Annotated in this window: 11 protein-coding genes; 10 read left to right on the forward strand and 1 reads right to left on the reverse strand. The window is 43.1% G+C overall.

Features of this window, described 5'->3' with window-relative positions:
- Window positions 1-55 precede the first annotated feature (55 nt).
- The 6 genes from ABLA85_RS14395 (at window position 56) to ABLA85_RS14420 (ending at window position 5836) form a co-directional block, all read left to right on the forward strand.
- A complete protein-coding gene (locus ABLA85_RS14395; RefSeq protein WP_367965091.1) occupies window positions 56-1693 on the forward strand; it encodes a methyl-accepting chemotaxis protein in 1638 nt (545 codons plus the stop codon).
- A 6-nt stretch (window positions 1694-1699) separates the two neighbouring features.
- Window positions 1700-2605 (forward strand): protein-glutamate O-methyltransferase CheR, encoded by a 906-nt coding sequence (gene cheR / locus ABLA85_RS14400; RefSeq protein WP_367965092.1) that lies wholly within the window; start codon window positions 1700-1702, stop codon window positions 2603-2605.
- A complete protein-coding gene (locus ABLA85_RS14405) occupies window positions 2598-3650 on the forward strand; it encodes a chemotaxis response regulator protein-glutamate methylesterase (RefSeq protein ID WP_367965093.1) in 1053 nt (350 codons plus the stop codon). Before cheR ends, ABLA85_RS14405 begins: the two co-directional genes overlap by 8 nt.
- Before the next feature lie 131 nt (window positions 3651-3781).
- Window positions 3782-4171, forward strand: a complete 390-nt coding sequence (gene cheY / locus ABLA85_RS14410) for a chemotaxis response regulator CheY (protein WP_367965094.1) — start codon at window positions 3782-3784, stop codon at window positions 4169-4171.
- Between the two features lie 9 nt (window positions 4172-4180).
- Window positions 4181-4837, forward strand: a complete 657-nt coding sequence (gene cheZ, locus ABLA85_RS14415; RefSeq protein WP_367965095.1) for a protein phosphatase CheZ — start codon at window positions 4181-4183, stop codon at window positions 4835-4837.
- A 201-nt stretch (window positions 4838-5038) separates the two neighbouring features.
- The gene (locus ABLA85_RS14420) at window positions 5039-5836 is read left to right on the forward strand and encodes an alpha/beta fold hydrolase (protein ID WP_367965096.1); all 798 of its coding nucleotides are present in this window, start codon (window positions 5039-5041) and stop codon (window positions 5834-5836) included.
- An 18-nt stretch (window positions 5837-5854) separates the two neighbouring features.
- Here ABLA85_RS14420 and ABLA85_RS14425 read toward each other — a convergent pair whose 3' ends face one another.
- The gene (locus tag ABLA85_RS14425; protein WP_367965097.1) at window positions 5855-6433 is read right to left on the reverse strand and encodes a recombinase family protein; all 579 of its coding nucleotides are present in this window, start codon (window positions 6431-6433) and stop codon (window positions 5855-5857) included.
- Window positions 6434-6748: 315 nt separating this feature from the next.
- Between ABLA85_RS14425 and ABLA85_RS14430 the strand changes: the two genes are divergently transcribed.
- From ABLA85_RS14430 to ABLA85_RS14445, 4 genes are all read left to right on the forward strand, one after another.
- On the forward strand, window positions 6749-8146 hold the full coding sequence (locus ABLA85_RS14430; RefSeq protein WP_367965098.1) for an alanine/glycine:cation symporter family protein: 1398 nt from the start codon (window positions 6749-6751) through the stop codon (window positions 8144-8146).
- A 332-nt stretch (window positions 8147-8478) separates the two neighbouring features.
- Entirely contained in the window at window positions 8479-9630 is a 1152-nt protein-coding gene (gene flhB, locus ABLA85_RS14435) for a flagellar biosynthesis protein FlhB (RefSeq protein WP_367965099.1), read from the forward strand.
- Window positions 9623-11725: a flagellar biosynthesis protein FlhA gene (gene flhA, locus ABLA85_RS14440; RefSeq protein WP_367965100.1), complete on the forward strand. Its 2103-nt coding sequence runs from the start codon at window positions 9623-9625 to the stop codon at window positions 11723-11725. The genes flhB and flhA overlap by 8 nt, the downstream gene beginning before the upstream one ends.
- A 649-nt stretch (window positions 11726-12374) precedes the next feature.
- Complete coding sequence (locus tag ABLA85_RS14445) at window positions 12375-14018, forward strand: glycosyl hydrolase family 18 protein (protein ID WP_367965101.1); 1644 nt, start codon at window positions 12375-12377, stop codon at window positions 14016-14018.
- Window positions 14019-14055 lie beyond the last annotated feature (37 nt).

Consider the following 14055-nt stretch of genomic DNA (forward strand, 5'->3'; position numbering starts at 1 on the left):
AAAATAATAGCGATAACTACGGCTGCATTATGCAGCCGTTAAACGAGGTGATTACATGTTAGGCAGGTTTCGCATATCAACCAGTTTGTATCTATTACTGATGATGTTTTGTGTTATGCAGATTATTTCCAGTGGCTTATCTTTGGGGATAATTCATACAGACCAGTCATATATAGAAAGAATTGATTTGGGAACTCAACGGAGAGATACCCTTGGGTTGAGTTGGGCGGCGTTGCTGCAAACGCGTAACACCTTGAATAAGATCGCGATTGCTCATAAAGTCGGGCAACCGAGAGAGCAAGTAGATGAAATGGAAGCATTACTCAAAAGTTCACTGAATGAAGCGGAAAGGAGTTTCGCACATTTTAGTGCATTACCTCTGATAGAGCAGAGTGATAATGGCGCCGAATTATTGTCGGCTGTTGAGCATTCATATCAAGAATACATTAATGCATTGAAGGAATTGAAAACCTTCCTTTACGAAGGGCACTTTCAGGAATTCCTCGATCAACCAACAGAGAGTTACCAGAGTAAATTAGAGGTTGCATACAATAACTATATGCATTATCTCGGTGCTCATATCAGTAAAGCCGTTTCTGATGGCGCATTTTATTATAAAGTCTCCATTGCCATGTTCTTTGGCGCTATCCTGATGGTGTTTGTTGTTTCCCTGTCAGCTCACTGGTGGCTGAAACGTAACCTTCTCAAACCTTTTGCCAATATGAGAGCTTGTTTTCAGGATGTGGCTGAAGGGCGGCTAAATAAAGAAGTGGCAGTCACCACCGATGACGAAATTGGTAATATATTCAGAAAACTGCGTGATATGCAGAATTCACTGATCAAATCCATTTCTTCGGTGCGGGATAATACCAACCAGATGTATGCCGGTATCCAGGAAATCACGCAAGGTAATACTGATTTATCCTCACGTACTGAGGAACAGGCGGCATCACTGGAAGAAACTGCGGCCAGTATGGAGCAGTTAACGGTTACTGTTAAGCAAAACGCAGAACATGCTCGTCAGGCCAGCGCACTTGCGGTAGCCGCTTCTCAAACAGCAATGAAAGGCGGCGAACAGACCAGCAGTGTTGTTGCGACGATGGACGAAATTGCCAATAGTTCGAAGAAAATCAGCGCGATTATCAGCGTGATTGATGGTATCGCCTTCCAGACCAACATCCTGGCCTTGAATGCAGCGGTTGAAGCTGCTCGTGCTGGTGAGCAGGGCCGAGGATTTTCTGTCGTTGCCGGAGAAGTTCGTGATCTGGCGCAACGCAGTGCTGATGCTGCAAAAGAAATCAAAATGTTGATCGATGAGTCCGTCCATCGTGTTAACCAGGGCTCTGATTTGGTAAATAATGCCGGAAGAACAATGGATGAATTGGTCAAATCAGTAAACCAGGTCACTGATCTTATGTCTGAAATTGCTGCGGCTTCTGATGAACAAAGCCGTGGTATTCATCAGATAGCCCAAGCTGTCAGTCAGATGGATCAAGTCACACAGCAAAATGCGGCATTGGTGGAACAGTCCGCCGCCGCCGCTGCCGCGCTTGAAGATAAGGCAGATATATTGGTGAAAACGGTTGCTCAATTTGAATTACCGACAGGTTTGGAACATGAGCATGATCATGACTATCAGGGATATCCTGCGTCAAAAATGACCGATGAGTATGTTGTAAATCAAGTACGCTGAGGTCAGATGAAATCCAATTTAACAGCTTCAGATGCTGAAGCTACTGCACCGCTGAACTTTATGTTTCAGCGGCATACGTTGTCGGATGCGCAATTTCAGCGCATCTGCCAGTTTATTTACCAACGAGCTGGCATTGTCTTGGCAAAAAATAAACGCGAGATGGTCTATAACCGCCTGGTCAGGCGCTTGCGTGCTTTGGGGCTCAATGATTTTGGTCAATATCTGTCGATTCTGGAGCAGGATAGTTATAGCAAAGAGTGGGAACTATTTATCAATGCATTAACGACCAATCTCACCGCATTTTTTAGGGAAGCCCATCATTTTCCTATTCTGGCAGCCCATGCCGGCAGAAAAAACGGGGGAACTTACCGTGTCTGGAGTGCGGCCGCCTCAACGGGAGAAGAGCCGTATTCCATTGCGATGACACTGTATGACACTTTATGTGGTAATGATGTATTGGGACACCGTTCAAACCGGATAAAAATCATTGGCAGTGATATTGATACTCAGGTGTTGGAAAAAGCTCGCCAGGGTGTTTATCGATTGGATGAATTACAACATCTGAGTGAAAGCCAAAAGAAAAAATATTTTTTCAAAGGCGTTGGTTACTTTGAAGGGTATGCCAGAGTTCGACCGGTGCTTACTGAGCTGGTTAGCTTTCAGCACCTGAATTTACTTGATTCTGAGTGGGCACTGGAAGGTAAATTTGATGCGATTTTTTGTCGTAATGTCATGATTTATTTTGATAAAAAAACGCAGGAAAGAATTTTGCGTCGCTTTGTCAATTTCTTAAAACCAGATGGTCTGCTCTTTGCGGGGCATTCCGAAAACGTCACTCAAATTAGCCGAGAGTTCTACTTGCAAGGACAAACCGTTTACGGTGTAGGCCGGGCAGGGAGGGGTCATGAATAAAATAACCGTTCTTTGTGTGGATGATTCGGCGCTGATGCGTCAAATCATGCGGGAAATCATCAATAGCCACCCAGACATGGAAGTGGTGGATTGTGCGCCTGATCCATATGTTGCCCGCGATTTAATCAAAAAATATAACCCGCAGGTATTGACATTGGATGTTGAGATGCCACGGATGGATGGTATTGATTTTCTTGAAAAATTAATGCGTTTACGACCTATGCCTGTTGTGATGGTTTCGTCTCTGACGGCAAAAGGTTCAGAAATTACATTGAAAGCACTGGAATTGGGCGCTGTAGACTTTGTAACCAAGCCACAATTAGGTATTCGTGAAGGTATGCTGGCTTATAGTGAGCTGATTGCGGAGAAAATTCGTGCGGCGGCACAGGCAAAAATCAGCACAGTAAGACCAACACAAGAAATTGCGGCTCCGCTGAATTTTAAGCCACTTTTATCCAGTGAAAAATTGATCGCGGTTGGGGCTTCAACCGGAGGAACTGAGGCAATCAAGAATCTGTTACAACCTTTACCTGTTACCAGCCCGGCGTTACTTATTACACAACACATGCCAGCCGGCTTTACCCGCTCATTTGCAGAACGACTAAATAAATTGAGCCAGATTACTGTCAAAGAAGCAGAAGATGGTGAGCGTGTCTTACCGGGACATGCCTATATCGCACCGGGAGATCGCCATATGGAACTGTGCCGTAGCGGAGCTAACTACCAACTTATGACCAGCAGTGCTCCACCGGTTAATCGTCACCGTCCTTCTGTCGATGTTCTGTTTCGTTCTGTTGCTAAATATGCAGGGCGTAACGCGGTAGGCGTCATATTAACGGGTATGGGTAGTGATGGTGCGGCGGGTTTATTGGAAATGAAACAAGCGGGAGCCTACACATTGGCACAAAGTGAAGCAAGTTGTGTGGTCTTTGGTATGCCGCGAGCCGCGATCCAGTTGGGTGCTGTCGATGAAGTGATGGATCTGCAAAAGCTGAGTAAAACTATGCTGGCTAAAATCAGTACCGGGCAATCGATTCGGATTTAGTCGTTGTTATACCCGATATATTTCAAGTTGCAGCACAGTCAGCAAAGCCGCACCTTGAAAGATAAAGGGAATATTGTGGTTAACTTTTACAGCACGATGCTGCTGGATGAATAAAATTTCAAGGAGTTTTTATGGCAAGTAAGGATCTAAAATTTCTGGTGGTTGATGACTTTTCAACCATGCGTCGAATAGTGCGTAATTTGCTGAAAGAACTGGGTTTTAACAATGTTGATGAAGCACTGGATGGAGCAGAAGCGTTGGCAAAACTTCGTGCAGCCGAATTTGATTTTGTTATTTCTGACTGGAACATGCCTAACATTGATGGTCTCGAATTGTTAAAAACAATTCGCAGTGACGAAAAATTGGCTGCTTTGCCAGTTCTGATGGTGACGGCAGAGGCAAAAAAAGAAAACATCATTGCCGCAGCACAGGCTGGAGCCAGTGGTTATGTTGTGAAACCATTTACTGCGGCAATTTTGGAAGAAAAGCTCAATAAGATATTTGAAAAATTGGGGCTTTAAGGAGACAAAATGAGTGAAAATCCAGTCATGCCGAGAGATGAGGCGGTTACAACCAGTGAAATAATCAGTCGAATCGGGCAGTTAACAAGAATGCTGCGCGATAGTCTGCGTGAACTGGGATTGGATCGAACCATTGCTCAGGCGGCTGAGGCGATCCCTGATGCGAGGGAGCGATTGAATTACGTTGTCCAGATGACAGCACAGGCGGCTGAAAGAGTGCTGAACTGCGTTGAAGTAGCTCAACCTCGCCAGAATGAATTGGAAACCTCTGCAAAATCCTTAACCCTGCGTTGGGATGAATGGTTTGCGAACCCAACTAATTTAGAGCTGGCTGATGCTCGCTCTTTGGTAACGGATACGAGAGATTATCTCAAACTCGTGCCAGAACATGCTGCCTTCACCAATGCTCAATTGCTTGAGATCATGATGGCTCAAGATTTTCAGGATCTCACCGGGCAGGTCATTAAACGGATGATGGAAGTCATTCAGGAACTGGAAAAACAACTGGTCATGGTATTAATGGAAAATATGCCTGCTGATCAGGTGGCCAAAACTAAAAAAGAGAACGAAAGTCTTCTTAATGGCCCTCAGGTTAACCAGAATGGGGTTGGCGTCATTGCCAACCAGGAACAGGTTGATGATTTACTGGATAGTTTAGGTTTTTGATAACGAGTGATAATACTTTAACGAACAACATTTATTCTTAAATATATTTGATGTTTGGGCGAGTCAGGCGGCTGCCCAAACGTTATTTTCAAAGTTTCCAATTATGCAAAATTGCTGGATTTTCGGTTAGAGCACAGTGTTACTGGTTGATTTGATGTATAAAACAACTTCATCATTCAGATCCTATAAAAGGAAAACACAGTGCAGTCGATTGAAAAAGTCATCTATTTGGCAGATTCATTTGTTTCTTACCGTAAAGATTTTAATGAAAATCACCAAAATCCGGTGATGTTTCTCCATGGTACGAATAGCAATGGCAATAGTAGCTTTGGAGGGATAAGAACGGCATTTAATGGTGACCGGACAGTTATTATTCCTGATTATGCCGGGTGTGGGAATTCTGGGTTGCCATCAGAGATATTGACTGTCGAGTACCTTGTGGAACAGGTAGCAGCAGCTATTAATGACAGCAGTGATACCCCTGTTGATTTAGTGGGTATATCTTTAGGCGCGGTTGTTGCCTCAGTGGTTGCAGCGACTTATCCTCAGTTGGTGAATAGACTGGTATTAACGGCGCCGTGGGCTACAAATGATGATCCTTATTTCCAGTTGATGTTTACGACCTGGTTAAAATTGGAAAACAGCGATCAAACTTTAGCAACTGCTTTTGGACTTTCCCATGTTCTCAGCCCTGAATTTATTTCATCTTTGGGGAAGGAAACGCTCCATCAAATTTGTACCAGACCGTCAGAAAGAGGGGCAAACAGACGGATAGCTTTAGGATTATCGATAAACATCAAAAATTACCTTTCCCGGATAAATAAAGACACATTAATTATTGGATTAAGTCACGATACACTAATTCCGCCCTATCTGGCACGTGAAGTCCATAAAAGTATAAAAAACAGCTTGTACACGGAAGTGAAGAGTGGTCATGCGGTACAGATGGAAAATCCGGCAGAGTGGGTAAAGGTTATCAAAGATTTTTTGCAAAAATAGATAATTGGGAACAGCATCCTACTCTGAAGAGGCAAGGCTAACGGTTAAATTCGCAGGTAAATATTTATAAATGGTTGACAGCGACACATTATAAATAATTGAAAGTTGTTTTCTGCTGTGGCCTTTACTTAGCAATCTGGCGGCTTGTTGCTGGTCTTCTGCGGTAAATCTGACAGGCCGCCCACCAATTCGTCCCTGTTCCCGTGCTGCGGCTAAACCTGCGTTAGTTCTTTCAACAATCAATTCACGTTCCATTTCCGCCAATGCACTCATTACATGAAAGAAAAACCTTCCCATAGCTGTGCTGGTATCGATACTGTCAGTCAGACTTTGAAAATGAATTCCTCGTTCATGCAATTCTGAAATGAGTGTCACCAGATTTTTTACACTGCGCCCCAAACGATCCAGCTTCCATACAACGAGCGTATCACCAGATTTAAGATGCTTTAACGCACGTTTTAATCCTGGGCGATTGGCGGTTTTCCCACTGATTTTGTCTTCAAAAATCATTTCGCAGTTAATGCTGATCAATGCATTTCTTTGTAAATCACTATTTTGGTCATTTGTTGACACTCGGATATAACCAATTCTTGCCATGGATAATCCTTTAATTACATTAGAAACTATTTGTTAGGGAATAATACCTATTTTTTTGTTATAAAAAACCCAAAATTTGCCAGATTACGCGATAAAAATTTGCTTAATGGTCTTTATTTTTTAGTTTTTTAATTTATGAAGATTTGCTGTAAACAAAACTATTAAGATATTACTAGAGTTAGTGATCATACTCACAGTATTAAGTTTTCTTACCAACAAGTCCTAATTAGTTCTCGCTTATTTCCTCAAAATCATCTTTTATTTAATTGAAACATTTTTGTTACCAGTTTGTTACGTATGATTCCGAGGATATATATGGAACTGATCACACAATGGTTAGGTGCAATGAACGGGGTTGTATGGGGAGTACCAATGCTTATTGGCCTTCTGGGTATAGGTATTTTCATGCAGATCCGCCTGTCTTTCTTGCCGATACGCAAGCTAGGTACAGGGTTCAAATTACTCTTTCAAAAAAATACACAACGTGGTGAAGGGCAAATTTCCCCTTTTAATGCATTAATGACCGCACTGTCCGCAACGATAGGCACAGGAAATATAGCAGGGGTCGCAACGGCGATTGTTATGGGGGGACCGGGTGCATTGTTCTGGATGTGGATGACTGCATTGGTGGGAATGGCAACTAAATATTCCGAAGCTGTGCTGGCAGTACGTTATCGTGAAACAGATAAGAACGGTAACTATGTTGGTGGCCCCATGTACTATATTAAAAATGGATTAGGGAAAAAATGGGTATGGTTGGGAACATTATTTGCTTTCTTCGGCAGTATAGCTGGCTTTGGCATTGGTAATACGGTACAAGCCAACTCAGTTTCTGAAGTACTGCAAAGTAGCTTCGGTGTTGATAAAACCATAACGGCTGCGGCACTGGTTCTTCTGGTTGGTGCGGTATTAATTGGTGGTATCAAACGGATTTCTGATGTTGCAGGTAAACTGGTGCCTGTTATGACTGTAGGTTATCTGGGCGCAGGTATGGTCGTTTTAGGACTCAATGTGAGTGCTATTCCAGATGCGTTTGCCTTGATTATCAAATCTGCTTTCACTCCTGTTGCAGCGCAAGGGGGATTTGCTGGAGCAGCAGTCTGGGCTGCAATTCGTTTTGGTATTGCCAGAGGTGTATTTTCTAACGAAGCAGGGATGGGAAGTGCTCCTATTGCTCACGCCACAGCGAAAACCCAAAATCCGATCCGTCAGGGCTTAATTGCCATGTTGGGGACGTTCATTGACACCATTGTGGTATGTTCTATTACCGGGTTGACCATTGTTATTACTGGCGGTTGGTTAACAGGTCAGACAGGAGCAACATTAACAGCAACGGCTTTCTCGTCAGTTATTCCGGGAGGTCACTACGTTGTTGCAATCGCACTGGCAATCTTTGCTTTTACGACCATCTTAGGCTGGAGCTTCTATGGTGAAAAATGTATTCAGTATTTACTGGGAACAAAAGCCATTATTCCTTTCCGTATTATTTGGATCATTGCGTTACCGATTGGTGCGACCCAATCACTGAACTTTGTCTGGTTACTGGCAGATACACTCAATGCCATGATGGCTATCCCTAACTTAATTGCGATTGCGCTGTTAAGTCCGGTTGTGTATCGCCTGACGAAAGACCATATTCATGATGTTAATGCGGATAGCATTGAGATTAAGGCAAGTCGTGTTGAGATTAATACCGCAATGAAAACAGATTAATAATTATTAAGCCAATATAATTGGGAATAGTTTCCATATCTCAAGCGGGGCGTTATCAGCCTGAACGCACGGATTGTTGGATTACGCGAAGACGGCATTATACCTCCGGTAAAGCATAAATCTCATATACCCGTTGTTTTCACGTTGCGGTATCTTGAAAACCATCGGGTATAATGCCGCAAATATCCCCGCAAATTTTGCCGTGTTCCTGCCATTGAATTTCCTGGCTTTTGTCATGCTTAGCACAATTTTATTTGCTCTTTGCTAAGGCGCTAAGGCTTGTTGAGGGCAAATTTCCTGCATGTAATAACGAATGCTCACCAAGGAAAACCGTGGCTGAAGATAGCGATCTCGAAAAAACCGAAGAACCCACGCCTCATAAACGGGAAAAAGCACGTAAAGAGGGGCAGATAGCACGTTCAAAGGAACTCACTTCTATCCTGATGTTAGCAGGAGGTGTTAGTCTGCTTTGGATGAGCGGACAGTCGATCACGCATGAGCTTTCATTGATGGTATTCGAGGGATTCAACTTTGACCATAACATGGTCAGTAATGATAAGCAGATGGTACAGCAGGTTGGCCGTTTATTAAAACAGGCAGTCTGGGCACTGTTACCTGTGTTTGTTGGCCTGATCCTGATTGCCTTAAGTGCGCCAGCATTGATGGGAGGGCTGATATTCAGCTCAAAATCCATCAAATTTGATCTGACCAAACTGGATCCAGTTGCTGGTCTGAAGAAAATTTTCTCCATGAACGCATTGGCGGAACTGTTCAAGGCTATCTTGAAAGCATCAATGGTAGGAGGGGGAGCCGCCCTGTTTATCTGGGCAAATTGGCCTGCCATGCTGAATCTGACGACCCAAACACCTTTGGTGGCATTAAGTGATGCCATGCTGATGTTGATTTTTGCAGGCTACGTTGTCTTGTTTATGTTAATACCGATGGTGGCGTTTGATGTGTTTTATCAGATCCGCAGCCATCTGAAAAAACTGAAAATGACCCGTCAGGAGATCAAGGATGAATTTAAGGAACAAGAAGGGGATCCACATGTAAAGGCGCGGATTCGCCAACAACAGCGTGCTGCTGCGCGTAAGCGAATGATGGCGGATGTGCCAAAAGCGGATGTTATTGTCACTAACCCGACTCACTATGCCGTTGCTTTACAGTATGACAGTAAAAAAATGAGTGCGCCTAAAGTATTGGCGAAAGGAGCGGGACTCATCGCTTTGCGTATTAAAGAAATTGGCGCGGAAAATCGCATTCCACTATTGGAAGCCCCACCATTAGCGCGAGCATTGTTTCGCCATGCTGAAGTGGGCGGCTTTATTCCGGCGGCACTCTATGCTGCCGTTGCTGAAGTGCTTGCCTGGGTTTACCAATTGAAACGTTGGAAACGGGAAGGTGGCCTGAAACCAAAAACACCTGAAAATCTGCCAGTGCCGCCAGCACTGGATTTTGCTGGAGAGAATAATCGTCATGGCTAATCTGGCCTCATTGTTCCGTTTATCGGGGAATCGTTTACCAGGAAATATAAAAGGCCCCCAATGGCAAATGCTTGCGGGGCCTGTACTCATTCTCATGATCTTGTCGATGATGGTACTGCCGTTACCCCCATTTCTGCTTGATCTACTGTTCACTTTTAATATCGCACTTTCCATCATGGTTTTGCTGGTAGCGATGTTTACTCGTCGGACGCTGGATTTTGCCGCTTTTCCGACGATCTTGCTGTTTTCAACATTGTTACGTTTGTCACTGAATGTCGCATCAACGCGTATCATTCTGATGGAAGGGCATACAGGATCGGCAGCGGCAGGGCAAGTCGTAGAAGCTTTCGGTCACTTTCTTGTCGGGGGTAATTTTGCCATTGGTATCGTTGTCTTCGTTATCTTGATCCTGATTAACTTTATGGTTATCACCAAAGGTGCAGGACGTATCGCTGAAGTCGGTGCACGTTTTGTACTGGATGGGATGCCCGGTAAACAGATGGCAATTGATGCTGATTTGAATGCCGGATTGATAGGTGAAGATGAAGCCAAGAAACGACGCGCTGAAGTCACACAAGAAGCGGACTTCTATGGTTCGATGGATGGTGCGAGTAAATTTGTGCGTGGCGATGCCATTGCCGGGTTGATGATCCTGGTGATTAACATTGTTGGAGGTTTGATCGTCGGTGTTGCTCAACATGGGCTGAGTTTGAATGATGCGGCAGAAGCCTACACATTGCTGACCATCGGTGATGGTCTGGTTGCTCAATTACCCGCATTGATTATCTCTACAGCAGCGGGTGTTATCGTGACCCGTGTCGCGACCGATGAAGATGTCGGCCAGCAAATGGTGACCCAGCTTTTCAACAACCCCAAAGTTATGATGTTGAGTGCCGGTGTGTTGGGCTTGCTTGGTTTAGTGCCGGGAATGCCTAATTTTGTTTTCCTGTTGTTTACCGCGGCATTGGCGGGAATAGGATACTTCCTGCTTCGTAAGGATAAAGATCCGCTTATGGTACAACATGAAGAGCTGAAAGCAGTAGAAGAACAACAGCAAACCGCAGAAGCTTCATGGTCTGATGTACAACTGGAAGATCCATTGGGAATGGAAGTCGGTTATCGGTTAATCCCGATGGTAGATTTTCGTCAGAATGGTGAGCTGCTTGGGCGTATTAGTGGTATTCGTAAAAAATTTGCGCAAGAAGTGGGCTATTTACCCCCTGTTGTTCATATTCGTGACAACCTTGAATTAGCACCAGCCAGCTACCGTATCATGATGAAAGGAGTAGAGATTGGCCGTGGTGAAGCCCATCCGGGACGTTGGCTGGCGATTAATCCGGGCGGTGCGGTAGGAGAATTGCAGGGTGATCTGACCAAAGATCCAGCTTTCGGATTGCCGGCTGTCTGGATTGATGACAGTTTAAGGGAACAGGCACAGGTGCAGGGTTATACTGTCGTAGCGGCGAGTACCGTTGTGGCAACTCATCTGAACCATTTGTTGTCACAGCATTCCAGTGAACTATTTGGCAGACAGGAAGCACAGCAACTGTTTGAGCGTGTCAGTCAGGAAATGCCGAAACTGACAGAAGACTTTATTCCTGGTGTCGTCAGCTTGACCACGTTACATAAAGTTCTGCAAAACCTGTTGGCGGAGCAAGTGCCGATCCGTGATATGCGCACTATTATTGAAACACTGGCTGAACATGCACCGGTACAAACTGATCCTTATGAACTGACTGCCGTTATCCGTATTGCACTTGGCCGGGCGATTGCTCAACAATGGTTCCCTGGCGCGGATGAAATTAAAGTGATTGGTTTGGATGCGAACCTTGAACGTATTCTGCTTCAGGCATTGCAGGGCGGTGGTGGACTGGAGCCGGGGCTGGCTGAAAGTCTGGAACGTCAGGCAGCAGAAGCCTTAGAGCGTCAGGAAATGCTCGGTGCACCACCTGTGTTGTTGGTCAACCACGCACTGCGTCCATTATTGTCTCGTTTTCTGCGCCGTGTACTGCCCCGATTAGTTGTACTTTCCAATCTTGAAATTACCGATAACCGTCAGATAAGAATGACAGCGACGATTGGTGGTACAAGATAGTACTGGCCAGAATAATACTGGCAGTGAAGTCTTCTGAGTAATAATAAATAATAAGGTGATCACTACGGTGATCACCTTATTATGTGAATGCAAGCATTAAAGCTGTTTTTTTATTTTATTTGGAACTAACTCAAAATAGCATTTTAATTCTCTCTTTAATGAAAGAGGTCATTCTGGCATATCCTATATTGACATCTTCTAAATAATATCTGAACTGGTTGTTTAAAAAATATATCTCTTTCAATATTTATATAGTACATACAAAAATAGTAATTAATTTTGATATGCATCGCCTCTGGCTGTATATCATTAAATATAATTCACTTCCTCTTATTCGATATTTACATTAATTTATAATGCAGCAATTTTAAAATGAAAAATATCCCTTGTATATCAATAAGAGAATATTACATTAAGAAAATTAAGACTCTAATAAAATAGACTGTAAATAGTATAAAAGTAATTTAATATTAATAATGATATTAAATTTGGAAGCTAGACAGGCGTATTTAATTTGTAGTACGGTTGATAAACATATTTTTTAGCAAGAATATTCTTAATCTGGATTCAAATTAACTATTTTTAATATTCAAATGACATAAAGGATCTTCTATTTATTAGCAGCAATGTAATAATAATGAGGTATAAAATGGATAAAACTGAAAAGAATACAGAAAGTCATCTCGTGTATAGTGTTGATCCTGGATATCAACATGAAGGTGCTCTTAAAGGTTATGGTAAAGAAGCAACGCAAAAAACCTATGACCTCAACGATTATGATCCCGCCAAGAGCACGGATATCTTGACCTACACCTCTACTCGTATGGCTAAGACAGTGTATAACACTTATGAAGATAACGATGATTTTAGTATCGCGTGTTATTTTACTGATTGGGCACAATACGATGGCAGAGCGGTAGTACCAACACCTTCAGATGAAGTATTAAAAAATCAGGGGGGTCGCGGAGCGGATTTAACTCGTATTAAAGGTGATGCAACCAATGGTAGCCCCTTTAAGAAACTGATATTCAGCTTTGTTGGCATCATTGGTGATAAAGGGCCAAAAGGGGAGACTATTTTATCGGCTGCCGCAGACTGGGGATTGGTTTCAGATAAAGAGAATATTCCCGAAAAATACATGGGTTGGCCGATCCCAATCGATCCGTGGGCAGATGCCAGTGCATACTTTAACTGCGGTTTTGAAAGTGGCGCTTTTGATCCCTATCCAACGATATATAATCAGGACAAAGCCAAAGGGTTACTGGGTGGCTTTCGTGAACTGCAAAAAGCCGACCCCAATCTGGAAATTTCCGTCAGTATTGGTGGCTGGTCAATGAGTGGCGCTTTTTATGATATCTGCCGCAATAATACTCACCGTAAGCAGTTTGTTGAAGGGCTGAAAGATCTCTTCAATCGTTTCCCGATGTTCAATCATATTGATATTGACTGGGAATATCCCGGTTCTGCGGGAATGGGAAATCAGTTTGATAAAGATGATTATATTTATTATAAAAAACTGATTGAAGAAATAAAGGCTGCCAATATTGCCAATTTAAAAGGAATTAGTATTGCGGCTTCCGGCGATCCGAAAAAAATTGATGATGCCCATGTTTCTGAATTAATGGCAGCAGGAGTTACTGGTATTAATTTGATGACTTATGACTTTTTTACTTTAGGTGATGGTCAACTTTCTCACCATACCAACCTGTATCGTGATAAAGACGATACGTATTCCAAATATTCCGTTGATGATGCTGTCCAGCATTTAATTAATAAACATAAGGTTGATCCGAAAAATATTTTTATCGGTTATGCGGGTTATACACGTAATGCGAAAGGTACGACTATTAGTAGTCAAAGTCCATTGCAAGGCACTTATACCGGAAGCGGTAATGTTGTAGGCAGTTTCGAATCCGCTGTTATTGAGTGGACAGACGTTATTTATAACTATGTTGATTTCGAAAATGGTACAGGCCGTAATGGCTATGAAATTATCCATGATGAAATAGCACAAGCAGATTACCTTTATAACGAAAAGCTGCAAGTCTTTATGTCATTGGACACGCCACGTTCTGTCAGAGAAAAAGCCCGTTATGTCAAAGAAAAAGGATTAGGTGGCTTATTTATTTGGTCTGGTGATCAGGATAATGGCTTATTAACCAACGCAGCTCACGAAGGTTTGGGACGTAACGTTAAGCATCAGGTTATTGATATGTCACCATTTTATTTTGATGATAATAATCTCCCTTCTTACGATAAACCCAAAGAGCCACAATGCAAGGATTGTGTTTAATTCTTAAAATCACGTTCAGAGGGTTATTTAATTAATA

This window comes from Xenorhabdus sp. SGI246, from assembly GCF_040838225.1.
Classification (GTDB): Bacteria; Pseudomonadota; Gammaproteobacteria; order Enterobacterales; family Enterobacteriaceae; genus Xenorhabdus; species Xenorhabdus indica.